Source organism: Cupriavidus sp. D384, assembly GCF_001652915.1.
Classification (GTDB): domain Bacteria; phylum Pseudomonadota; class Gammaproteobacteria; order Burkholderiales; family Burkholderiaceae; genus Cupriavidus.
Map to the genome: position 1 here is coordinate 26,791 of NZ_BBQI01000002.1, position 22,376 is coordinate 49,166.

The window sequence follows — 22,376 nt, forward strand, 5'->3', positions numbered from 1 at the left end:
GGGTTGCGGCGGCGCCAGCCCATGTGATGGATAACGGCCTCTAGTCCGGAAAGATTATTGGCAGCGCAGTGGTGCGATGCCAGCATTTTCCCGTGGACGAATTCCGCGACTTGTCCATACCACTTCTCATACCCGCTCCTCCCGGCTGCGGGTATTTTTTTGTCCGGATGCCGGGCCGGTCAGACCGGAATCGACAGCGGCCCGGCGGTCACGTCCCAGGTTGTCGCATCAAGGAACCAGCGGGCGGCGTGGGGGCCGTTCAGCACGCATTGTTCGCCCGACACGCGCAGCCAGTCGCCCTCGGGCAGGCCGAGCACCGGGGTATCCGGCGACAGCGTCGTGAATTCGGCCAGCCGCTGGTCGCGCGTCTCGCCACGGAAACCTTCGATTTCCAGGTTGTAGTAGTGCGGGTTGATCTGGAAGGGCACCAGGTTCAGTGCGTCGAAGCCGCCCGGGTCCACCACCGGCATGTCGTTGGTCGTGCGGATGGTCGGCGTGGCCAGGTTGGACCCGGCGCTCCAGCCGATATAGCGCGCGGCGCCGCTGCGCACGCGGGCGGCCATCGGCGCCAGCAGGCCTTGGTGGCGCAGCACCTGCAGCAGGCGGAACGTATTGCCGCCGCCCACCACGATCAGCGTGGCGGCGTTGACCGCAGCCAGCGTATCGGCCTGCTCGTGCAGCGACTGCACCGAGATGCCGTTCTGTGCGAAGGCCTCGCGCACCTGGGCGGCGTAGCTGTCCCAGTCGCGCGTCACGCCCGCGTAAGGCACGAACAGGGCGTCGGTACGGCCATCGGCCAGTTCGGCGATGGCTTGGGCAGCATGAACGAGGTAACCCTCGTCCGAGGTCGAGTTGCTGAGCAGGAGCAGATCCATGTCGGGGTGTCGCATAGTTCCGCCTGGCGGAACGTTGGTCCGTAAATCGAGAGAAGCCGACAATGGTACGCCAATGGCATCGGCACGGGCACGGCGCGTGTGCCGGTGCCGTCAGTCGATCAGCCTGCCGTCCGCGTCGAAGAACGGATGCCGCGCCCCGTGGTCGCCGATGGCCGCCAGGTGCGTGACCAGCCCGTGTTGCGGGTGCCACCAGTGCAGCAGGTAGCCCGGCGGCTCCATGCGGAAGCACGATGGCGCCTGCGGGTCCAGGTCCAGCGCCACCTGGTGCGCGGGGCCCGGCGCGGTCATGGCGATGGTGCCGCCAAAGCGGCGCGTGATCTGCCGGTGCAGATGGCCGCAGATCACGCGTTCCACCTGCGGATGCCGGGCGATCACCGCTTCCAGGCTGGCCGCGTTTTCCAGCCCCTGCACGTCCATGTGGCCGATGCCGGTATGGAACGGTGGGTGGTGCAGCATGACCAGCGTGGGCTGCTGCGGCGCGGCGGACAGCGCCGCATCGAGCCAGGCCAGCCCATCGGCATCGGCGCGGCCGCCGGGCTTGCCGGGCACGGTGCAATCGAACCCCACCAGCCGCAGCGGGCCGGCATCGACGGCGTAGTGCATCGGCGCCTCGCCGTCGCCGTTGGCGAACAGGTAGTCGTGATCGTGAAACACGCTGCGCAGCGATGTGCGGTGGTCGTGATTGCCGGGCAGCAGCTTTACCGGCATCGGCAGGCGCTGCAGGATATCGCGCAGGAAGCGGTACTCGTGGGCGTGGCCGAAGTCGACCAGATCGCCGGTGACCACGACGATATCGGGCAGTTGCGGGGCGGCCAGCAGCGTGTCGATGGCCGTATGCAGCGCACCGGCCGTGTCCACCATGCGGTACGACAGCTTGCCGCCGGCCTTGATATGCAGATCGGTCAGTTGCGCCACCAGGTAGGGCATGGGGTTTGCGTGGGTCATGCTGCCTGGCAAAGCGTGATCAGGTGTTGGGTATCGATGCGCAGGCCTACGCGGGTGCCGGCGGCCCATGCGTCGCGCCGCGCGGTATCGACGATCAGCGGCGCGGTGGCGCCCACATCGACCAGCAGGCGCGTGTGGTTGCCCAGGAACAGCGCGGTGACGACCGTGCCTTCCACATGGGCGTCGCCGGCATGCACCAGCGCCACGTCCTCGGGCCGGAACATCAGGCGGGCGGTGGATGTGATTGGCGCATCGTCGGGCGGCCCCATCGGCACCGTGCCGCCCGGCACGCGCCAGCGGCCTGCTTCGGCCGTGCCCGGCAAATGGTTCATGGTGCCGATGAAGTCGGCCACGAACGCGTTGGCCGGCGCGCGGTAGATGTCCTGCGGCGTGCCGGCCTGGGCGATGCGGCCCTTGTCCATCACGATGATGCGGTCGCCCAGCGCCATGGCCTCGGCCTGGTCATGCGTGACGTACACGGCGGTGATATGCAGGCTGCGCAGCAGCTGGTTGATGTCGGCGCGCAGCGCGTCGCGCAGCTTGGCGTCGAGCGCGGTCAGCGGCTCGTCCAGCAGCAGCACGCGCGGCTGCACGGCAATGGCGCGTGCCAGCGCCACACGCTGGCGCTGGCCGCCCGACAGCTGGTCGATGCGGCGGTCGGCAAACGGCTCCAGATGCATCATCGCCAGCATCTCGTCCACACGGCGCTTGCGTGCGGCGCTGTCCACGCGGCGCACGCGCAGGCCATAGGCGATGTTCCCGGCCACGCTCATGTTTGGAAACAGCGCGTAGTTCTGGAACACCATGCCCACGCCGCGCTGCTCGATGGGCTGGTCGGTCACGCGTGCGTCGCCAAACCAGACCTCGCCACCGGCATCGGGCTGCTCCAGCCCGGCGATGATGCGCAGCGTGGTGGTCTTGCCGCAGCCCGACGGCCCCAGCAGCACCACGGTCTCGCCGGCGCCGATATCCAGGTCCAGCGGCTGCAGCGCCAGCGTGCCGTCCGCGAATGTCTTGGCGCACTGGCGCAGGCGGATGGGGGTGGGTTCATGCATGGCGGCTTCCTGGAACGGTGGAGGCGTTGGGGACGGCGGGGACGGTCTGGGACAGGGCCGCAGGTGCGTCCGGGGCGGGTTCGGCAACCGGCGCGTGGCGGCGCGTGCGCGCCCCCAATGCGCTGACCGCCTGCATGAACACCAGCAACGGAATGATCATGACGAAGAACACGATGGTGTAGGCAGAGCCGATTTCGAGCCGCATCGACGCGTAGCTGTCGGCCAGGCCCACGGGCAGCGTCTGCGTGGTGGGCGTGTGCAGCATCCAGGTCAGGTTGAATTCGCCCACCGACAGCGTCACCACCATCAGCGCGCCGGCCAGGATGCCCTGGCGGCAGTTTGGCAGCACCACCGTGAAAAAGCGTTGCAGGCGGGTGGCGCCCAGGCTCGCGGCGGCGTCTTCGAGCGTGCGGATGTCGATGGCCGACAGGATCGCCAGCACCGCCCGCACCATGAACGGCAGCGTGAACACCACATGGCCGATCAGGATGAACACCCAGCTCGTACGCAGGCCCTGCCAGCTGCCGTAGAGCAGGATCAGGCCCAGCGCCGTGGCCAGCCCGGGCAGCGCCACGGGCAGCATCAGCAGTTCCTCGATCAGCCGCGTCACGCGGTTGCGCCGCAGCGCCATGTAGTAGGCGGCGGGCACGCCAATCACCAGCGTGCAGGCCACGCAGGCCAGCGCGATGCCCAGCGACAGGAAGATGGTGTTGCGGTAGAGCGACCAGACTTCTTCCAGCCAGCGCGTGGTCAGCCCGCTCGACAGGCCGACGAAGATGTTGTTGGTCAGGCCGGCCAGCACGGACAGCACCACGGGCACGGTCATGAAGGCGCAGACCAGCAGGGTCAGCGTCAGTTGCAGCCAGTAGCCGGCGCGGCGGGGTTGGGCGGTGCGCATGCGGCGGTCCTCAGGCAGTGGCGGCGACCGTATCGCCGGAATACCAGCGCGCCAGCGCCAGCAGGGCCCAGGTCACCACGCCAAGCAGGATCGACAGCGCGGCGGCCATGCCGAAGTTGGCGTAGTTGGTGAACTCGTTGTAGATCGTCAGCGGCAGCACGTCGAGCTGCGTGGCAAGCGTAAAGGCCGTGCCGAACGCACCCATGCTGGTGGCAAAGCAGATCGCGCCGCTGGACAGCATGGCCGGCATCAGCGCGGGCAGCATCACGTCGCGCACCACACGCCAGGGGCTGGCCCCGAGCGAGCGCGCGGCTTCCTCCAGAGTGGGGTCGAGCTTTTCCACGGCGGCCATCACGGTCAGGATCACGCGCGGAATCGAGAAATACAGATAGCCGACGAACAGCCCGGCCAGCCCGTAGGCAAAGGTCCAGCGCTCGCCGGCCAGCAGGTCGCCAATGCTTGCCAGCAGGCCATTGCGGCCGCCGAGCATGATGACCATGAAGCCGATCACCACGCCGGGAAACGCCAGCGGAAAGGTCAGCATCGCCACCAGCACCGGCTTGCCGGGCACCGGGTGGCGTTGCAGGAAGGTGCCGGCGATGCCTGCGATCACCAGCGTCGCCAGCGTGACCAGTGCCGACAGCACCACGGTCACCATCAGGCTGTGCAGGTAGCGGGCACTGGTGAGCACGGTCCAGTAGACCCCCGCGCCGTCCCTGCCGGTCAGGCTGACTTCGATCAGCCGGGCCATCGGCAGGCAGAAGAACGCCAGGAACACGAGCAGCGCGGGCAGCGCGAACAGGAACAGGGCGGGGGATCGCTGGGTCATGGTGCGGGGCGCGGGCCGGGGGCCTAGCGCACTTCCTTCAGGTACTGGTCGCTGAACGCCTTCTGCGACTGGGCCATCTTGCCGAAGTCCACCGGCTTGGCGCGCGCGTAGTCGGCGGCGGGCAGGAAGCGCGACTGCACTTCGGCCGGCATCGGCACGTTGCGCACCGGACGCAGGTAGGCGTTGGCCCACAGCGCCTGGCCCTGGTCGGACAGCACGAAGTCCAGCACCTTGCGGCCATCGGCAGCGTGCGGCGCGTTGTTCACCAGGCTCATCACGTACGGCACCACCAGCGTGCCTTCCTTCGGGATCACGAAGGCCACGTTGGCGCGGTCCTTGTACTTGGCCCGGTAGGCGTTGAAGTCATAGTCCAGCAGGATGGGGATCTCGCCGGACAGCACGCGCGCATAGGCGGTCTGCTTCGGCACGATGGGCTGGTTCTTCTGCAGGTCGCGGAAGTACTTGAAGGCCGGCCCGAAGTTGTCCAGCGAACCGCCCATGGCCTGGTTCACGGCCACGGCGCCCACATAGCCGACAAAGGCGCTGGCCGGGTCGAGATAGCCCACCAGGCCCTTGTATTCGGGCTTGAGCAGATCGGCCCATGACTGCGGCACGGGCTTGCCGCGCAGCGCGTCGACGTTGACCATGAAGCCCAGCGTGCCCGAGTGGATGGCAAACCAGTTGCCCTGCGGGTCCTTCAGGCCGTCGGGGATATCGTTCCAGTGGGCCGGCTTGTACGGCTGCGTCACGCCATCGGCCTTGGCCTGGATGCCGAAGGTCACACCCAGGTAGGTCACGTCGGCCACCGGCGCGGCCTTTTCGGCCACCAGTTGCGCCAGCGACTGGCCCGAGTTCTTGTTGTCGAACGGCACGGTGACGCCGGTCTTTTCCTTGATCGCGCGGATCTGCGCGGCCCAGTCGGCCCATTCGGGCGGGCAGTTGTAGCAGATGGCGGTCTGTGCGGCGGCGCCCTGGCTGAAGGCGGCGAAGGTGGTGGCGACAGCGGCGGCGGTGGCCAGCCAGCGCAGCGGACGGCGCCAGAAGGATTGCGTCGACATGTAAGGCTCCCTGGTTAGGTCAGTCGGTCAGTCGGTCAGTCGGTCAGTCGGTGGTCGGTCGGATCAGGCAGGAACTGCGGGCGCGCTGACGGTGCCCTCGATACGTAGTGCGTGCGGCAACAGCGTGGCGTGGCCGTCGGCACCGGCCGAGCCAACATCCAGCCGGTGCAGCAACTGGGTGATGGCCTGCGTGCCGATATTGGCGTTGGGCTGGATCACGGTGGCAAGCGGCGGTTCCACCAGCGCACCCAGCGCGATACCGTCGTAACCCAGCACCGACACATCGCGCGGCACGCGCAGGCCCAGGCGCTTGAGATCGGAAATCACGCCGATGGCGAGCAGGTCGTTGGTGCAGAAGAACGCGGTGGGGGCGTCGGCCTGGGCCATCAGTGCCCGGATCTGGGGCGCGTTGCTGGCCGTGTGGGACGGCAGGTTGACCGGATCGCGTATCGGCAGGCCATGGGCGCGCATGGCATCGGCATAGCCGGCAAAGCGTTGCCGGGCACGGTCTGACGCGGTAAAGGCGCCCGAAATCACGGCGATGCGCCGGTGGCCGGCCGCGATCAGCGCGTTGACGCCCTGGCAGGCGCTGGTCTGGTTGTCCACCGAGACCGAGTGCCGGCCGCGCTCGGCAATCTCGCGCGACACCTGGTTGTAGGCCAGCACATAAGGCACCGATTCCTGGTCGAGCTGGTCCAGCACGGTGCTGTCGCCGGCATCGGCCACGGTCAGCACCATGCCGTCGACGCGGTGGCGCAACAGGTATTCGATGCGCTCCCTTTCGCGGGCCGGATCGTAGTTGCTGGTGACCAGCATCAGGGAGTAGCCTGCTGCCATGGCCGATTCTTCAATTCCGCGCCAGCACTCGGCGAACACCGCGTTGTCCAGCGTCGGCAGCATGACGCCAACGATGCGCGTGCGCTGCGCGCGCAGCTTGGCGCCCAGCAGGTTGGGGCGGAACGACAGCCGCCGCGCGGCCTCGTGCACGCGCTGGGCGGTGGCCTCGCGCACCAGTTGCGGATGGCTGAAGACGCGCGATGCGGTGGCCAGCGACACCTTGGCGGCCAGCGCGACATCGGCCAGCGTCACGCCCTGGCCAGGTTCGGCAGAAGCCAGGCGGGGCGGCAGGGCGGCGCGGCGGGATGTGGGCATGCATTCCTCATCTGATGGCGCACTTCAGGATGAAAACGTTTTCATTGAAGTGCCGAAAAATCAGGCGTCAAGGAATATTTGCGCTGCGCTGCGGCAAAACCGCCTACGCAGGCTCCCGCGCCTGTCATCGTCGCGCATTGTCACGGGGCTCTGTGACGGGACGATGACAGGGCGGTGCCGATCCTGGCGGGGTGCTTACTTCGTCTTGGGAGCCGCGCTGAACGTCTTGTTGGCGATCTTCCACACGCCGTCGATCTGCAGCAGGTTCATATAGTCGGTGAACGTCACCTCGGGGTAGTCCAGCACGATCTTGGCCGTGGCGGCGTTGCCCACCACGTCGAAGCTGGCGATATGGCGACGGCGCTGGGCCTCGTCGGGCTGCGGCTGGCCCTGGAAGCGCTTCGAGAATTCGTCCACCGTCAGCGAATGCAGGGCGCCGTCGCGGAACGAAATGATGCGGGCATCGGCGTGGAACGCCTGGAAGATGTACTCGGCCTTGCCCGTGCGATGGGCTTCCAGATACTGCTCGAGCGGTGCCAGTGCGGGAATGTGCTGCGAGGTGGCGGCGTGTGCGGTCATGTCTGTCCTCCGTGATGATTCTGGTTGAGCCTGGCCCGGGGCGGTTCGCCCGGGCTGGTTGCGTCGTTCATTGTATCCGTAAATTGTATGCAAAATAGATTAGCGGATGTTCGTGCGGCCCGGCGGGAAAGTTTTGGTAACAGTCTCCGGGGGTGGGGCGGTCAACCAAGCGGCGCGCCAGACGTCAAACCGGCATTCCGTCACGCGATGTGCACGCAAGACGCCCGGCGCACGACAAAGGGGGCAGGGGCCTATGGAAGACCGACAGTTCGGCAGGTTGCGGCATCGGCGGGTGCCGGGTTTGCTGGCATGGCTGGCAGCGCTGGCAATGTCGGCGGCGCTGGCTGCCTGTGCGTCGACAGCGCCGAATGATGCGGTGCCGCATGGCAGGCTGTCGCCCGCCGACCTGCGCTGGCTCAACACCGTCAGCTTTGGCGCCGACCAGGCCAGCGTGCAACGGCTGCAGGCCATCGGACGGCAGCGCTATCTCGACGAACAGATCAGGATGCCGCTGGCGGATCCGCCGCCGCTGGCCCAGGCCATTGCCGCCTTGCCGGTCAGCCAGGGCGATGCGCTGCAGCGGACCCAGGCTCTGCGCGCCGAGCGCCAGCGCATCCAGGCGCTGACCGACGAGGCCGAAAAGCAGCAGGCCCGCGCAGCGCTGAACCGCCAGGGGCGCGATCTTGTGATCGATACCGGCCGCCGCCACCTGTTGCGTGCGCTTTATTCGCCCGCGCAGCTGCGCGAGCAGATGACCTGGTTCTGGCTGAACCATTTCAACGTCTACTCGGGCAAGGGACAGGTCCGCTACGCGCTGGCCGATTTCGAGGCGCGCGCAATCCGGCCGCATGCGCTGGGCAAGTTCCGCGACCTGCTGATGGCTACGGTCACGTCGCCGGCCATGCTCGAATACCTGGACAACGCACAGAGCGCGGCCAATCGCATCAACGAGAACTACGCGCGCGAGCTGATGGAGCTGCATACGCTGGGCGTGTCGGGCGGCCCGAGCGGATCCCGCTATACCCAGCAGGACGTGCAGGAGCTGGCGCGCGTGCTGACCGGGCTTGGCATCAACGCGCGCGGCGAGCCCCCGCGGCTGTCTGCCGAGCGCGCGGCGCTGTACCGCAGCGACGGCCTGTTCGAGTTCAATCCGAACCGCCACGACTTCGGCGCCAAGACGCTGCTGGGCCATGCCATCGATCCGCGCGGGTTTGCCGAGGTGGAACAGGCCGTGTCGATCCTGGCGCGCGAGCCGGCTACGGCGCGCTTTGTGTCGGCGAAGCTGGCTACCTACTTTGTGTCGGACAATCCGCCGCCGCCACTCGTGGCGCAGATGGCCGCGACGTTTACGCGTACCGACGGCGATATCGGCGCGGTGCTGCGCACCATGTTCCTGTCGCACTGGTTCGACCAGTCGGCCGCCGAGGGCGCGCGCAAGTTCAAGGACCCGATGGTCTTCGTGGTGTCGTCGATGCGGCTGGCCTACGACGGCCGGCCGGTGTCGAACCTGCGTCCGATGATCAACTGGCTGAACCAGCTTGGCGAGCCGCTCTACGGCCACGTGGCGCCGGACGGCTATCCGCTGACCGAAAGCGCATGGGCCAGCTCGGGCCAGCTGGTCAGGCGCTTCGAGATCGCGCGCACCATCGGCAGCGGGCCGGCCGGGCTGTTCTCGGACGAGAGCGGGCAGCCCGCCGCGCAGCGCGGCTTCCCGATGCCGAACAACCGCATGTTCTACGACACCATCGAGGGCACGCTGGGCACGGCCACGCGCCAGGCGCTGGGCCAGGCGGGTTCGCAGCAGGAATGGAATGCCGTGCTGCTCAGTTCGCCGGAATGGATGCAGCGATAGGACAACCGCGATGGCAATCCAACGAGAGGGGCAATCATGAATCGACGCCACTGGCTCAGGACGATGGGCGGCGCGGGCCTTGCGCTGACGCTGCCGGCCGTGTCATCGCGCGTGTTTGCGTTACCGGCCCAGGCCGATGCGCGCTTTCTGCTGGTATTCCTGCGCGGCGGCTATGACGCGGCCAATGTGCTGGTGCCGGCAGGGAGCGATTTCTACTACGCGTCGCGGCCCAATATCGCCATCCGGCGGCCGGTGGCGCAGGGCGCCACGCCCGACCCAGCTGCCGCGCTGGCGCTGGGCGCCGATGCCTGGGCGCTGCATCCGGCGCTGGGCGCGACGATGTTGCCGATGTGGCAGCGCCAGCAGCTTGCGTTCGTGCCGTTCGCGGGCACCAGCGACATGTCGCGCAGTCACTTTGAAACCCAGGATGGTATCGAGGCGGGCCTGGCCGGCGACGGCCATGGCGAAGGCACACCCAAAGGCAGCGGCTTCCTGAACCGCCTGACGCAGGCCATGGGCGGGCAGGCGGCACCGGTGGCGTTCACCGATGGCCTGCCGATGGTGTTGTCCGGTACGGCAAACGTGCCGAACGTCTCGCTCAAGGGCACCGGCCGCGCACCGTTCGATGCGCACCAGACACAAACGCTGGCGCAGATGTACAAGGGCACGCGCTTCGAGTCACTGATCGCCGAAGGTTTCGACCTGCGACAGACCGTGGCCGAGCAGGCCGAGGCCATGCGCAAGCACGAGGCGGTTATGCGCGCGGCCAGCGACGGCGCGGCGGGCGAAACCATGTCCGGCCGCATGCAGGAGATGCAGGCGGCCAACCGGCGGGCGCTGACGGCGCGCGGATTCGAACAGGAGGCCCGCCGCATGGCCGGGCTGATGCGCGAGAAATTCAACCTCGGCTTTATCGACGTGGGCGGCTGGGACACGCACGTCAACCAGGGCGGCGCACAGGGCCAGCTGGCTAACCTGCTGGACAACCTGGGGCGCGGCATTGCCGGGTTTTCCGAGGAAATGGGGCCGGCGTGGCGCAATACCACCGTGGTGGCGATCTCCGAGTTCGGGCGCACCTTTCGCGAGAACGGCACGCGCGGCACCGATCACGGCCACGGCACGGTTTACTGGGTGGCGGGCGGCAACGTGCGGGGCGGGCGCATCGTGGGCGAGCAGGTCGGCGTTACCCAGTCAAGCCTGAACCAGAACCGCGACTACCCGGTGCTCAACGACTACCGGACGGTGCTGGGCGGGCTGTTCCGCAGGCTCTACGGGCTGGACGACCGCCGCCTGGCGCAAGTCTTTCCGGGCACCCGGCCGCGCGATATCGGGCTGGTCTAGGCCGCGTTCAGGGCTGATGGCGCGGCTTTCAGGGGTATTTCAGGGGTATTTCAGGAGTATTTCGGAGCTTTCGGGGGGCATTCAGGAAAGGGCGGGAGATGCACTTACCCTCCCAAAGCAGTAGGCGCGATGTCTCAAGTCGGGCTGGGTCTTGCCGATAGTCCAGCAGTGGGAGTGGCATCTGCCCACTGCATGATTCGTACAAGAACGATTCCTAGCCAGTTTGAGTGCAAGCCTTGTCGCGACCCCTGACGCCATCCATTGCCGATTGCCTCGAACAACAACTGCTGCGGCCGGTTTTCCAGCCGATCGGCTCGCTCGTCACGGGCGATGTGTTTGGATACGAGGCACTGATCCGCGGCCCGATGGGAACGCCGCTGGAGAGCCCTGTCGCGCTGTTTGCCGAAGCGGCGCGCGTAGGCAAGCACGTGGAACTGGAACGGCTGGCCGCGCGTATCTCGATCCGCGCGTTCATGGAGTTCGACCTGCCCGGCAAGCTGTTCCTGAACTACAGCGCCGATTCGATCCGCGATATCGAGGACACCCGCGACGACGTACGCACGTTCCTGCAGGCGCAGGGGCTGCAGTCTGACCGCATCGTGCTGGAGTTGACCGAACAGGCGCCGCTGGGGCCGCTTGAAACGCTTGCCAAGGCGGTGTTCTCGATCCGCAGCCGTGGGGCGCAATTCGCGCTGGACGACTATGGCACGGGCCACGCCAGCCTGGGGCAGTGGATTGCCCTGCAGCCCGATTATGTGAAGATTGCGCGCGTCATCATCGACGGCGTGGCGTCGTCGCCGTTCCAGCGCGAGGCGCTGCAGGCGCTATGCAAGCTGGCCCGCACGGCCGGCACGCGGCTGATTGCCGAGGGAATCGAGCGCGAAGAGGATTTGCTGGTGTGCCGTGACCTGGGTATCGACCTGGCGCAGGGCTACCTGCTGGCCCGCCCGTCGCCGGAACCGCCGCTGTCGCTGTCCGATGCATCGCTGCGGGTGCTGCATCGCGGCCGGCTCAGGCTCGCGAAGTAAACCAGGTCGGGTGGATGCTTGCGCCTTGCCCGCATGCGGCAGGGGACGCGGCTCAGAGCGGCGCGGGTGCCGACGCGGCTGCGGGTGTCGAGGAGGGCGCCGGGAATGGCGTCACGGGCGGGGCCGATGGCTCGCTCGATGCTTCCAGTTCATGGCCGCCCGGCCCTCCGGGTCCGCCTGTCGGCGAGGCCTCCACCACTTCACCGGGATCAAGCGCCATGCCGTTATCCGCCGCTGCAGTGGTTGCCGGCGCCGAAGCGGGCGGCATGGCGTCGGCGTCGGTGGCCGGCAGGGCCGGCCGGCGCGGTGCCGGGCGCGGCAGCGGCGCGTTGTCATCCTTCTTGTTCGACGCAAACAGCTTCTGGTACCAGCCGCGCACCGTTTCGGTCAGCCCCGAATACCAGGTCTTCTCGTCGACTTCGGCGAACCGCGCGCGCGGATCGACGATGCGGGCGCGCAGCGCGTGCTGGAAGAAATCGCCCACCATGGGCAGCGCGCTGTGCGCACCCTGGCCCCAGTAGTCGCTGCGCAGGGTCACGCGGCTGTCGTTGAATCCCACCCACGCACCGGCGACCAGTTGCGGATGCATCAGGATGAACCAGCCGTCGGCGTTGTCCTGGGTCGTGCCGGTCTTGCCGGCCACGTCGGCGCGAATGCCGTAGCGCGAGCGGATGGCCGTGCCGGTGCCGCGATCGACCACGTCGCGCATCACGTCCAGCAGCGTATCGTTGGCGGTGGCAGACAGCGCGCGTTCCGGCGATGCGGGGCGGAAGCGGGCCAGTTCCTTGCCATCGCGATCCGTGATGCGCGTGATCATCGATGGCGCGATGTACTGGCCGCCATTGGCGATCGTCCCATACGCGCTGACCATTTCCTTGAGCGTGACCGGGCTCGTGCCCAGCGCCAGAGATGGCACTTCCTCCAGTTTGCTGTCGCGCACGCCCATGGCACGGGCCAGCCGAGCCACGCGGTCTGCGCCCAGGTTCTGCACCAGTTGCGCCGTGATGGTGTTCTTCGAGTAGACCAGGCCGTCGCGCAGGCTCATCGCGCGTCCGGTGGCCGCCGATTCGTCGGTCGGGCGCCAGATTTCGCCCCCCGCCAGCTTGATCTCCACGGGCTGGTCGATAAACGTTTCGTCGGGGCTCTGCCCGCGCGCGAACGCGGCGCCGTAGACAAAGGGCTTGAACGTGGAGCCGGGCTGGCGGCGCGCCTGGGCCACGTGGTCGAAGGCGTCCACGGTGAAATCGCGGCTGCCCACCCAGGCACGGATCTCGCCGGTGGCCGGGTCCAGCGCCATGAAGCCGGCCTGCACGCGGGTCTTGCTCTGGCGCAGGTTCAGCATGAACGCGTTATCGCGCATCAGGTGGTTCAGCGCATCGGCATCGGTCTGGCCGCCCGCCACGGCGGCGCGGTACTCGGGCGTTTCGCGCACGAACTGCTGCACCAGGCCGCGGCTTTCGGCCCAGCCGGCGCGGGGTGCCCACGCAGCATTGGCAATCGACTGCAGCTGGTTGCCCTGGCGCGCCAGCGCCTGGTTGGCCATGGCCTGCAGGCGCGCGTCAATGGTCGTATGAATGACCAGGCCGTCGGTGTACAGGTTGTAGTCGTTGCTGTCGGCCCACGAGATCAGCCACTTGCGCAGTTGCTGCGCGAAGTGGGCAGCCGGGCCCGGTTCCTCGATCTGGCGCTCGAAATCGATGCGCAGCGGACGCCTGGACAGCGTCTGGTAGCGGGCAGCGTCGAGCTTGCCGTACTTGACCATCTGCGCCAGCACGATATTGCGGCGCTCCAGCGCGCGCTGCGGGTTCAGCACCGGGTTGTAGTAGCTGTTGCCCTTGAGCATGCCGATCAGCGTGGCGGCTTCCAGCACGTCAAGCTGGCGGGCGGACTTGTCGAAGTACGTGCGGGCGGCCATCTCGATGCCGAACGCGTTGTACAGGAACGGCACCGTATTCAGGTACGTCTCGAGGATCTCGTCCTTGGAATAGAGCGCCTCGATCTTCAGCGCGGTGACGGCTTCCTTGAGCTTGCGCGTCAGTGTCGGGGCCCGGCCGATCTCGTCGGGATAGCGGTTGCGCGCCAGCTGCTGGGTGATGGTCGATCCGCCCTGGCGGTTGCCCGAGAACGTGTGCAGCGCCGCCGATGCGGTCCGGCGCCAGTCCAGCCCGAAGTGCTGGTAGAAGCGGTGATCCTCGGTGGCGATCAGCGCATTGACGACATTGGGCGAGATATCGGCCAGCTTGACCCAGTCGCGGTTGGCCCAGCGGTAGACGGCCAGTTCCTTGCCATCGGCCGACAGCACCTGGGCCGGCTGCTCGGACTTGGCCTTGCGGATGTCGCTGATGCCGGGCGTAAACGGGATCAGCAGCAGCAGGTACAGCAGGAACAGCGCCGGGGCGGCGGCCAGGGCCAGCAGTACCGTGCGGCGGGTGGGCCGGCGCAGGTGCTGCCTGAACTGGGCAAGCCGTGGGGCGATATAGGTCTTGTAGGAATCCAGGCGCATTGACGCAAGGCGAGGCAGGGCCGGTGCGCACCGTCACGGACCTGTCAAATGCCTTTCACGGAAAAGTGTGCATCCTACCAAAAGGCGGGTGGGGAAAACCCGCATTCTTCGCTGCCATCCGCCAAAACTCCCCCTGAAGTAGGGGGTGTCAATCCGTTGCTGAGATGCAACAGACACATGGATTTCATATTCAGCTGAAACAATTCGCCTGCCCCCACAGGTCATCGTTTCGGAAAGCGGCAGTGCGATCTCGTAGCCCCGTTCTGGAATTGTGACGGGGAAGCATCTCAATGTCTTAACAAATACGAGAAACTCACAGTGAAGAAAGCACTATTTGCTCTGGCGGCAGCGGGTACCTGCGCTATTTCCGGCGTTGCATCGGCACAGTCCAACACCTCCGTGACGCTGTACGGCATCGTCGACGCCGGCATCGAATTCGCCAATCACTCGGGCACGGCGCCGGCAGCCACGGGCAGCAAGGCAATGGTGAGCTCGGGCAACATGTCCGGTTCGCGCTGGGGCCTGCGTGGCGCCGAAGACCTCGGTGGCGGCCTGAAGGCCATCTTCACCCTGGAATCGGGCTTTGACATCGACACCGGCACGTCGGGTCAGGGCAGCCGCCTGTTCGGCCGCCAGGCCTTCGTTGGCCTGCAAGGCAACTTCGGCGCCGTGACGCTGGGTCGTCAACAGAACTCGCTGTACGACCTGTTCGGCGCCTACGACCCGATGGGCGTTGGCCCGAAGTACTCGCTGAATTCGGTTGACTCGGCCTTCAACGGCCGCGCCGACAACGCCATCAAGTACACGGGCAAGTTCGGTGGCCTGACCGGTACCGCCTTCTACAGCACGGGTCGCGATTCGACCGTGTCGGGCAGCACGGAAGTGCCGGGCAACTACAAGGTTGGCCGCAACTTCGGCGCCGGCCTGGCCTACACGGCAGGCGCGTTCTCGGTGGGCACCGCCTACGACCAGTACCAGGGCAACACCGTTGCCACCGACGACCGCGCCGTCAAGCGCTGGGCCGTTGGCGGTTCGTATGACCTGGGCGTTGCCAAGGTGTTCGCCGGCTACCGCTGGATGCGTGATGACGGCACGTCGAGCGCAACGGCTGCCTCGTCGCGCAACAACGTGTACTGGCTGGGTGGTCTGTATCGCATGACGCCGGCCCTGTCGCTGACGGGCGCTGCCTACTACCAGGACGCGCATAACAGCGGCAATGATCCGTGGATGTTCGTGCTGTCGGCCGACTACTCGTTCTCGAAGCGTACCGACGTGTACCTGAACGTGGCCTACACGAAGAACAAGGACTCGTCGGCTCTGTCGATGAGCAGCTCGGCTCCGGTGACCCCGGGTGCCAATCAGACCGGCGCCGTGGTCGGTATCCGTCACCGCTTCTAAGGCAGGGAGACAACCGGCAGACGGGGCCTTTCCCCCCGCCCTGCCGGATAACAAACGCCCCTCACCCGGCTTGGCGGGAGGAGGGGCGTTCTGCATTCTGCGTGGGTATGTGTCGGCGGGATGCCAGCGGTATTGCGAATGCGGGCGCGTCTTGCGCACCGTTGCGCCCGCCTTGCGCCGTCCTCAGGCCGCCGCGCTGTCCGCGGGGCGGCTCGCCTTGCTGGCTTCGGCATCGACCGAACGCAGGCGCTCCAGCGCCCGGGTCAGCAATGCGCCTTCCTCGGCATCGGCCGTGGCACGCAGGGTCTGTACCGCATGATGCAGCCGGTCACGATCGGGCGCCGTGAGTTTGTCGGTGTCCTCCATGGCCTCGATTTCCTTGTCCACGCGCTTGCATAGCTTGCGCACGAATTCGGGGTCGAGCTGGCCTTGGCTGGCGCCATGGGCAATGTGGTAGATCAGGGCTGCAAGGCCCTCTGCCGTGGTCTCTGTTGCCACGCCTGGATCACGTTTCATGTCGGCTCCCCGGTAAGGTCGGTTCATTCTACTGATCGGCCACTGCGCCGGAAGTTGCGCTTGTCTGGAGATTCCTGCAATTGTGCTTCTGGCGGCTCTCCAGCTTCTTATTTCCGAAATATTTCATCGCCAGAATGTCATCTCGCTGGCCCGGCTGAACACGTTGGGAATGCATATGTGACCGGAGGGGTCACCGCGGGCCGGCAGCCAACTTGTTCCGGCAGGCTTTCATGGCCGCCCGCAGAGGCGCCGGTTATGGAACAGTTGCGTTGCAACAAGTACGCGGGGATCCGAGCCGTCTTCAAGACGGCTCAATTTCTTTCTGGGCGGCCCCACGGGTCTCCATTCTCTTCGGCAGATCCGCCAACCAGTCCACCGCTATTCCTCGGTTATCCCGTATCGGCATTGAATTGATTAGCGTCAATTTCGCGATGATCTTTTTTGTGAATAACTGACTGCGTCATCCCGAAACAGAAGGCCATTTTCCTTTTTTCGCGCGCGCCAATTTACTCGGAACGCCAGTATTTTCGCCACTAATCGGGGGCGGTGCCAGTAAAACCGGATACCGGCGACAGATTCCAATTGAGTTGGCTAATCAAGCCAATCGAAACAATTGAATTTTCGCGACGGCCATGTCCACGTAGAGTGCAAAGCGCTTCCTTTCGACCCCGGCAGTTCTCTCGTTCCAAACTCAGGGAACGGTCTCGGGATTGGAACAGGAAGTCCGCGAGAAGAAGCCGATCTCTTTGCCCGGATGCAAATAGCCGCACTGGCGGCTGTATGGGAATCCCGTATGCGGATTGCTCAAATCCATACCATGGTCGATGGATGTCCCCATTTTGCATTCCAATTCATTTGCATCACGGCAGCGGCTTTTGCAACCAACTACAAGGAGTTAATATTCCATGAACATCGGAAAAACCTTAAAAATTTCGGTGCTAACCGTTGCTGTGTCTGCCGCGCTATATACCGCTCCGCTGATGGCGAAAACAGACGTGACGCCGAACAGCTTCTGGTGGCCGGAACAGCTGGACCTGCAGCCGCTGCGATTCAATTCGGCGGAATCCGATCCGATGGGCAAGGCCTTCAATTACGCGGAGGCGTTCAAGACCCTCGATCTGGCGGCGGTCAAGCGCGATATCGCCGTGGTCATGAAGACTTCCCAGCCGTGGTGGCCGGCAGATTTTGGCAGCTACGGCCCGTTCTTTATCCGGATGGCCTGGCATGGCGCGGGCGTCTATCGCGTTTTCGATGGCCGGGGTGGCGCTTCCGGCGCCCAGCAGCGTTTCGAGCCGCTCAACAGCTGGCCGGACAACGTCGGCCTGGACAAGGCGCGGCGGCTGCTGTGGCCGGTCAAGCAGAAATACGGGCAGAAGATTTCCTGGGGTGACCTGATGGTCCTGGCCGGTAACGTGGCCCTGGAAGAGATGGGCTTCAAGACCTTTGGCTACGCTGGCGGTCGCTTGGACGACTGGGAAGCCGAGATGGTGAACTGGGGCCCGGAAAAGAAAATGCTCGCCCACCAGCGCACCGATGCCAAGGGAGTGCTGCGAAAGCCGCTTGCGGCAACGGAGATGGGGCTGATCTACGTGAACCCCGAGGGTCCGGGCGGCAAGCCCGATCCCCTGGCCTCGGCCAAGGAGATTCGCGAGACCTTCGGTCGCATGAGCATGGACGATGTGGATACCGTTGCGCTGATCGCCGGTGGACACACGTTTGGCAAGGCGCACGGCGCGCACAAGCCGGCGTCGTGCGTGGGGAAGGAGCCCGCCGCCGCAGGCGTGGAAGAGCAGGGTCTGGGCTGGACCGGCAAATGCGGCACGGGCGTGGGCGTCGATACCGTCAGCAGCGGCCTGGAAGGTGCATGGTCGACCAACCCGACCCGCTGGACCCATGAATTCCTGACGTGGCTCTACAGCTTCGACTGGGAAACGAGCCGGGGCCCCGGCGGTGCAATCCAGTGGGTGCCCAGGAACAACGCGAGCGTCAATTTTGTGCCGGATGCGCACGATCCCCGGAAGCGGCACAAGCTGATGATGTTCACCACGGACATCGCGCTGAAAATGGATCCGGCGTATCAAAAGATCTCGAAGCGGTTCCTTGAGAATCCGAAGGAATTCGAAGACGCGTTCGCCAGGGCATGGTTCAAGCTCATGCATCGCGACCTCGGGCCCAAGTCCCGCTACCTCGGGGCCGAAGTGCCCAAGGAGGATCTGATCTGGCAGGACCCGATCCCCAGGGTCGATCACCCCCTGGTGGACGACAACGACATTGCGCAGCTCAAGACCACGATCCTGGCGTCCGATCTGACCATCCCGGAACTGGTCCGGACGGCCTGGGCATCGGCGGCAACCTTCCGGGTGACGGACATGCGTGGTGGCGCGAACGGCGCGCGCATTCGCCTGGCGCCGCAGAAGGATTGGGGCGTGAACGACCCGGCCGAGCTTGCCAGGGTGCTGACCCGCCTGGAGGCCGTCCAGAAGGATTTCAATCAGGCACAGCAGGCCAGCGGCAAGAAGATTTCGCTGGCCGACATGATCGTGCTGGGCGGGACGGCGGCCGTGGAAGAGGCGGCCCGCAATGGCGGCCACAAGGTGGACGTGCCGTTCACGCCGGGCCGCATGGATGCGTCGGCGGAACAGACGAGTGTCCAGTCCTTCGCGGTGCTGGAGCCGGTGGCCGATGGTTTCCGTAACTACTACGGCAAGCAGAGTCCCCGCTCGCCAGCGGAAATGCTGGTGGAACGCGCGAGCTACCTGAACCTGAGGGTGCCCGAGATGACGGTTCTGCTCGGTGGCATGCGGGCGCTGGACGCCAATGCCGGCGGCACCCGCCATGGCGTGTTCACGGATCGGCCCGGCACCCTGAGCAACGACTTCTTCGTCAATCTGCTGGATATGTCGACCAAATGGTCGAAGTCGGCCACGGATGCGGGCATGTATGAGGGGCGCGATCGTGCCACCGGCAAGGTCAGGTGGCAGGCGACTCCGGTCGACCTGGTGTTTGGTTCCAACGCCGAGCTGCGCGCCGTCGCAGAGGTCTATGGCTCTGACGACAGCAAGCAGAAGTTCGCCGAGGACTTCGCCAGGGCATGGGTCAAGGTCATGAACCTGGACCGCTTCGATCGGCACTGATCGTCGGTGCGAAGGGCGCGACCGGCACGAATGACGTGTCGCAGGTGTCGCAATCTGAACGTGGATACCTATACTGGCTCTGTCGCGTGCCTTCCCGCACGCGGGGGAGCCAGCCATGCCACTGCGCCGAGTCGCCCGAATTGCCCGAATTGCCGTTCTCCTGCTGCTGCCGGTTGGCCTTGCCGGCTGCGTATCGATCAGCAGCAGCGATCCCAATCCACCGCAATCGTCCACCGTGGTCACGCCCGCCGGTAGCGCGACCACGGTGTGCAACCCCGGACCCTGCTAGGGCGCCGGGCTGTCCGCCGCCGGCGCGGCTTGCCGAGCGGCCGCCAGCTCCCGCACCTGCCGCATGACGCCCTCGGCGAACAGCACCGGGCCGTGCATGGGGATGCCCGCCTCGCGCAGCGCGTCGGTGGTCCACGTATTGCAGGTGTAGAAGCCGTTGTAGCGTGCCGTGGCGCCGAAATAGAGTCCGCCGGGGTAAGGGCCGTTGCCCAGTCCCAGCGGCTCGCCCGCTTCATTTTCCTGGACCGTCCGGTTCAGGAAGGCGCGCAGGCGTTCGATGCCGGCTGCGTCCACTTCCAGATCCACCACATTGCCCGCGCCGAATGCGGCGGCCGGCGTATCGCGCAGGATGGTCAGCAGGATCGCGCCATCGCCCGGTAGCAGGGCCGACAGCAGCGTCACCGGACCGCGCTCGCGGCTGATCAGGTAGTGACGGTCGCCGAAGCCGAAGCAGAGAAAGGTGGAGCCGTCATAGCCGCGCGCCAGCCGCAGCAGTTGAGCGTCGGCGTCGACGGTGCGCAGGCAGACATCGGTGTGCCAGTCGCGTTCGACCACCGAGATGGTGGTGGCCGCCGGCGCTGCCACGGCCGCTGGCACCATTGCGCAGCCGGACACGGCCAACATCGTGGCCGCGCAGGTCAGGGCGATGCGCAGGCGCCGGGGCATGGTCAGGCGGCCGCCACCGTGCGCTCGATCAGTCTCGCCATCGCCGCCTGGAACTGGCCCGGATCGCCGCCGGCCTCGATTTCCAGCGCCGCGCGGTCGAATGCGGCGGATAGCAGCGCAGCCAGCGCGTCGACCGGGGTGTCTTCCGGCAGGCCATGGCCCACGGCGGCCCGCAGCCCTTCGCGCAGCGTGCGGCCGGCGTGGCGGGCGTCCAGCGCGAACATGGCGGCGCTGCCGAGCACGGCGGGGCCGTCGATCAGCAGCAGTTGCGTGCGCCCCGGGGCGGTCATCGCCTTCAGATAAGCCAGGCTGCCCGCCAGCAGCGCCTCGCGCGCCGGCAGGTCAACCGGTGCGGCGCTCTCGATATCGGCGGCCACGGCGCACGCCTCGTCTTCCAGGATGGCGCGGAACAGGTCCTGCTTGTCGGCAAAGTGGTGGTAGAGCGCACCGCGCGTGATGCCGGCGGCCGCCACGATTTCGGGTGTCGACGTCGCCGCATAGCCCTTGCGGATCAGCAGGTCGCGGGCCGCAGCCAGCAGCGCGCCGCGTGTGGCGGCCGTCCGCTCCTGGTTCGAGCGTGTTTTTTTATCTTCCATACATACAGCCTGTATGTTATAAAATCCAGAAAAGATACACGCTGTATGTTACGTCAACGCCAGCCCAGGAGCCAGCCATGGAACCCGCAACAGTGAAAACAACCAGCTTTTACCCGGTCATCATGACCAGCGATGTGCCCGGCACTGCGTCGTTCTACGCCACGCACTTCGGATTTCGTCCGCTGTTCACGGCCGACTGGTATGTCCATCTGCAGTCGCACACCGACGCCAGCGTCAACCTGGCTATCCTCGATGCCAGCCATGACACCATCCCCGAGGCGGGGCGCGGCAAGACGGCGGCCGGGCTGCTGCTCAATTTCGAAGTGGAGGATGTGGATGCCGTGCACGCGCGGATACAGCGCGCTGGCTTGCCGATTCTGCTGCCGTTGCGCGACGAGGCGTTCGGGCAGCGCCATTTCATCACTGCCGATCCGAACGGCGTCATGCTCGACATCATCACGCCGATTGCGCCATCAGCCGAGTTTGCCGCCCAGTACGACGCCGGCGCGCTACCGGGCTGAGCCACGGCGAGCCGGTCAGGCCGTGTCGATGCGCGTGCGCATGCCCCATTGGTCGAAGTGGGGCGTGAAGGCATCCAGTGTCAGCAAGCCCATGCAAGGCATGGCGCCACGCGCCAGCAGCGTGCCGTCCGCCAGCTGGCCGGCCAGTAGCAGCGTTGCCATGCAGGGGATTTCCGGGCCGTTGCCGTCGGGCGCGGTCAGCGACCAGGTCGAGATACCGGGCTGGCCGTCTGCACGGGTGCCGCTCACACGCACCAGCATGCCGCCGTGCGGACTGCCGAAACGGTCCAGCAAGCGGCTGGACACCCGGTTGAGCCAGCCGGCATGACGTGCCAGCGGCAGCGGCAGCCCCAGCCGGCGTAGCGTGGCGGCCGCCCACAGCACCGCGTGCTGGCTCCTGAGTTCCAGCGCCGCGCGAAATTCAACTGTTTGCACGCCGGCATAGCGCAGCGGGAACAGCGCCAGGTCCGGCACATCGCAAGTGGCCGACCAGCGCGTGCCCAGCCCGTCGAAATGCTGCGCGCGGATGTTCTGCCAGCCATGTGCCAATTGCCAGCTTCCGTCGCGCAACCGGGGTACAGGCGCACCCGCATAGCCGAACACCGCCTGCAGCGTGGCCGCGCCGCGCGGTGCCTGCTGGCCCGGGGCGATTGAAATCTGGATGTCGTCGATGCTGGCAAAGTCCTGCGCCAGCCGGTCCACCACGGCCGACGACAGCCCCGGCACGCTGCTGGCCCCGCTGACGGCACACACGCCGGCGGCACGCGCCCGGGCATCGAGCGCGCCGGCAAAGCCGGCCACGAAGTCGCGTCCATCGGACAGGTCGATATAGTGCGCACCCGCCGCGCAGGCGGCTTCGGCCACGCGGTAGTCCTGGCCCTGGAACGGCCCGGCACAATGGATCACCAGGTCGGGCCGCAAGGCTGCAAGTTGCGGCGCAAAGTCGCCGGCATTCATGTCGATGGCCGCCGTGTGCGGCCCGGGCCTGGCGCTGCGGCTCGCGGCGATGCATTCGATTCCCGCTACTTCCGCCAGTGCGCGGCAGATGCGCGCGCCAAAGTTGCCCATCCCGCCCAGTACGATGACCCGCATGTCGTGCCTTGTTGTGGTTATTGTGGTTG

The 22,376-nt window shown here is 66.4% G+C and carries 19 protein-coding genes; 6 read left to right on the forward strand and 13 right to left on the reverse strand.

All coding sequences use genetic code 11. The annotated features are described in order from the left end of the window. Positions 1-179: 179 nt before the first annotated feature. The 8 genes from pepE to A9J21_RS00510 form a co-directional block, all read right to left on the reverse strand. Complete coding sequence (gene pepE / locus A9J21_RS00475; protein ID WP_066730829.1) at positions 180-875, reverse strand: dipeptidase PepE; 696 nt, start codon at positions 873-875, stop codon at positions 180-182. 111 nt (positions 876-986) lie between these two features. Then, positions 987-1,841 (reverse strand): phosphodiesterase, encoded by an 855-nt coding sequence (locus A9J21_RS00480; RefSeq protein ID WP_066730830.1) that lies wholly within the window; start codon positions 1,839-1,841, stop codon positions 987-989. Beyond that, positions 1,838-2,896: an ABC transporter ATP-binding protein gene (locus A9J21_RS00485; RefSeq protein WP_066730831.1), complete on the reverse strand. Its 1,059-nt coding sequence runs from the start codon at positions 2,894-2,896 to the stop codon at positions 1,838-1,840. Before A9J21_RS00485 ends, A9J21_RS00480 begins: the two co-directional genes overlap by 4 nt. Continuing rightward, on the reverse strand, positions 2,889-3,794 hold the full coding sequence (locus tag A9J21_RS00490; protein WP_066730833.1) for an ABC transporter permease: 906 nt from the start codon (positions 3,792-3,794) through the stop codon (positions 2,889-2,891). The genes A9J21_RS00485 and A9J21_RS00490 overlap by 8 nt, the downstream gene beginning before the upstream one ends. A gap of 10 nt (positions 3,795-3,804) precedes the next feature. After that, the gene (locus A9J21_RS00495; RefSeq protein ID WP_066730835.1) at positions 3,805-4,623 is read right to left on the reverse strand and encodes an iron ABC transporter permease; all 819 of its coding nucleotides are present in this window, start codon (positions 4,621-4,623) and stop codon (positions 3,805-3,807) included. Between the two features lie 23 nt (positions 4,624-4,646). Next, positions 4,647-5,681 carry an ABC transporter substrate-binding protein gene (locus tag A9J21_RS00500; RefSeq protein WP_066730836.1) on the reverse strand — a complete coding sequence of 345 codons (1,035 nt, stop codon included), beginning with the start codon at positions 5,679-5,681 and terminating at the stop codon, positions 4,647-4,649. A 63-nt stretch (positions 5,682-5,744) separates the two neighbouring features. Then, a complete protein-coding gene (locus A9J21_RS00505; protein WP_066730837.1) occupies positions 5,745-6,833 on the reverse strand; it encodes a substrate-binding domain-containing protein in 1,089 nt (362 codons plus the stop codon). Between the two features lie 195 nt (positions 6,834-7,028). After that, positions 7,029-7,412 (reverse strand): nuclear transport factor 2 family protein, encoded by a 384-nt coding sequence (locus A9J21_RS00510; protein ID WP_066730839.1) that lies wholly within the window; start codon positions 7,410-7,412, stop codon positions 7,029-7,031. Positions 7,413-7,665: 253 nt separating this feature from the next. On the opposite strand from A9J21_RS00510, the gene A9J21_RS00515 reads away from it, so the two are divergent. The 3 genes from A9J21_RS00515 to A9J21_RS00525 all read left to right on the forward strand — a co-directional run bounded on the left by A9J21_RS00515 (position 7,666) and on the right by A9J21_RS00525 (position 11,633). After that, entirely contained in the window at positions 7,666-9,264 is a 1,599-nt protein-coding gene (locus A9J21_RS00515) for a DUF1800 domain-containing protein (protein WP_066730841.1), read from the forward strand. Between the two features lie 36 nt (positions 9,265-9,300). Then, the gene (locus A9J21_RS00520) at positions 9,301-10,605 is read left to right on the forward strand and encodes a DUF1501 domain-containing protein (RefSeq protein ID WP_066730843.1); all 1,305 of its coding nucleotides are present in this window, start codon (positions 9,301-9,303) and stop codon (positions 10,603-10,605) included. Positions 10,606-10,841: 236 nt separating this feature from the next. Next, positions 10,842-11,633 (forward strand): EAL domain-containing protein, encoded by a 792-nt coding sequence (locus A9J21_RS00525; RefSeq protein ID WP_066730845.1) that lies wholly within the window; start codon positions 10,842-10,844, stop codon positions 11,631-11,633. Between the two features lie 52 nt (positions 11,634-11,685). Here the strand turns inward: A9J21_RS00525 and A9J21_RS00530 are convergent, their stop codons facing one another. Continuing rightward, positions 11,686-14,136: a penicillin-binding protein 1A gene (locus A9J21_RS00530; protein ID WP_066730851.1), complete on the reverse strand. Its 2,451-nt coding sequence runs from the start codon at positions 14,134-14,136 to the stop codon at positions 11,686-11,688. A gap of 318 nt (positions 14,137-14,454) precedes the next feature. Here A9J21_RS00530 and A9J21_RS00535 point away from each other — a divergent pair, with 318 nt between their 5' ends. Further along, positions 14,455-15,534, forward strand: coding sequence for a porin (locus A9J21_RS00535; protein ID WP_066730852.1), 1,080 nt, complete (start codon positions 14,455-14,457; stop codon positions 15,532-15,534). Positions 15,535-15,717: 183 nt separating this feature from the next. Here the strand turns inward: A9J21_RS00535 and A9J21_RS00540 are convergent, their stop codons facing one another. Next, entirely contained in the window at positions 15,718-16,050 is a 333-nt protein-coding gene (locus tag A9J21_RS00540; RefSeq protein WP_066730853.1) for a hypothetical protein, read from the reverse strand. 980 nt (positions 16,051-17,030) lie between these two features. Between A9J21_RS00540 and katG the strand changes: the two genes are divergently transcribed. Continuing rightward, complete coding sequence (gene katG / locus A9J21_RS00545; RefSeq protein WP_231906766.1) at positions 17,031-19,184, forward strand: catalase/peroxidase HPI; 2,154 nt, start codon at positions 17,031-17,033, stop codon at positions 19,182-19,184. A 285-nt stretch (positions 19,185-19,469) separates the two neighbouring features. Here the strand turns inward: katG and A9J21_RS00550 are convergent, their stop codons facing one another. Together A9J21_RS00550 and A9J21_RS00555 are read right to left on the reverse strand one after the other, a co-directional pair. Beyond that, the gene (locus A9J21_RS00550; protein WP_066730857.1) at positions 19,470-20,138 is read right to left on the reverse strand and encodes a DUF2459 domain-containing protein; all 669 of its coding nucleotides are present in this window, start codon (positions 20,136-20,138) and stop codon (positions 19,470-19,472) included. Between the two features lie 2 nt (positions 20,139-20,140). Then, entirely contained in the window at positions 20,141-20,734 is a 594-nt protein-coding gene (locus A9J21_RS00555; RefSeq protein ID WP_066730858.1) for a TetR/AcrR family transcriptional regulator, read from the reverse strand. 77 nt (positions 20,735-20,811) lie between these two features. Between A9J21_RS00555 and A9J21_RS00560 the strand changes: the two genes are divergently transcribed. Then, a complete protein-coding gene (locus tag A9J21_RS00560) occupies positions 20,812-21,255 on the forward strand; it encodes a VOC family protein (RefSeq protein ID WP_231906767.1) in 444 nt (147 codons plus the stop codon). Positions 21,256-21,270: 15 nt separating this feature from the next. Here A9J21_RS00560 and A9J21_RS00565 read toward each other — a convergent pair whose 3' ends face one another. Further along, positions 21,271-22,347: a saccharopine dehydrogenase family protein gene (locus A9J21_RS00565; RefSeq protein ID WP_066730859.1), complete on the reverse strand. Its 1,077-nt coding sequence runs from the start codon at positions 22,345-22,347 to the stop codon at positions 21,271-21,273. Positions 22,348-22,376 lie beyond the last annotated feature (29 nt).

Coding starts and splice junctions, on each gene's coding strand:
- pepE (WP_066730829.1), bottom strand. CDS start 875: ATGGATCTGCTCCTGCTCAGCAACTCGACCTCGGACGAGGGTTACCTC.
- A9J21_RS00480 (WP_066730830.1), bottom strand. CDS start 1,841: ATGACCCACGCAAACCCCATGCCCTACCTGGTGGCGCAACTGACCGAT.
- A9J21_RS00485 (WP_066730831.1), bottom strand. CDS start 2,896: ATGCATGAACCCACCCCCATCCGCCTGCGCCAGTGCGCCAAGACATTC.
- A9J21_RS00490 (WP_066730833.1), bottom strand. CDS start 3,794: ATGCGCACCGCCCAACCCCGCCGCGCCGGCTACTGGCTGCAACTGACG.
- A9J21_RS00495 (WP_066730835.1), bottom strand. CDS start 4,623: ATGACCCAGCGATCCCCCGCCCTGTTCCTGTTCGCGCTGCCCGCGCTG.
- A9J21_RS00500 (WP_066730836.1), bottom strand. CDS start 5,681: ATGTCGACGCAATCCTTCTGGCGCCGTCCGCTGCGCTGGCTGGCCACC.
- A9J21_RS00505 (WP_066730837.1), bottom strand. CDS start 6,833: ATGCCCACATCCCGCCGCGCCGCCCTGCCGCCCCGCCTGGCTTCTGCC.
- A9J21_RS00510 (WP_066730839.1), bottom strand. CDS start 7,412: ATGACCGCACACGCCGCCACCTCGCAGCACATTCCCGCACTGGCACCG.
- A9J21_RS00515 (WP_066730841.1), top strand. CDS start 7,666: ATGGAAGACCGACAGTTCGGCAGGTTGCGGCATCGGCGGGTGCCGGGT.
- A9J21_RS00520 (WP_066730843.1), top strand. CDS start 9,301: ATGAATCGACGCCACTGGCTCAGGACGATGGGCGGCGCGGGCCTTGCG.
- A9J21_RS00530 (WP_066730851.1), bottom strand. CDS start 14,136: ATGCGCCTGGATTCCTACAAGACCTATATCGCCCCACGGCTTGCCCAG.
- A9J21_RS00540 (WP_066730853.1), bottom strand. CDS start 16,050: ATGAAACGTGATCCAGGCGTGGCAACAGAGACCACGGCAGAGGGCCTT.
- katG (WP_231906766.1), top strand. CDS start 17,031: ATGGCGAAAACAGACGTGACGCCGAACAGCTTCTGGTGGCCGGAACAG.
- A9J21_RS00550 (WP_066730857.1), bottom strand. CDS start 20,138: ATGCCCCGGCGCCTGCGCATCGCCCTGACCTGCGCGGCCACGATGTTG.
- A9J21_RS00555 (WP_066730858.1), bottom strand. CDS start 20,734: ATGGAAGATAAAAAAACACGCTCGAACCAGGAGCGGACGGCCGCCACA.
- A9J21_RS00560 (WP_231906767.1), top strand. CDS start 20,812: ATGGAACCCGCAACAGTGAAAACAACCAGCTTTTACCCGGTCATCATG.
- A9J21_RS00565 (WP_066730859.1), bottom strand. CDS start 22,347: ATGCGGGTCATCGTACTGGGCGGGATGGGCAACTTTGGCGCGCGCATC.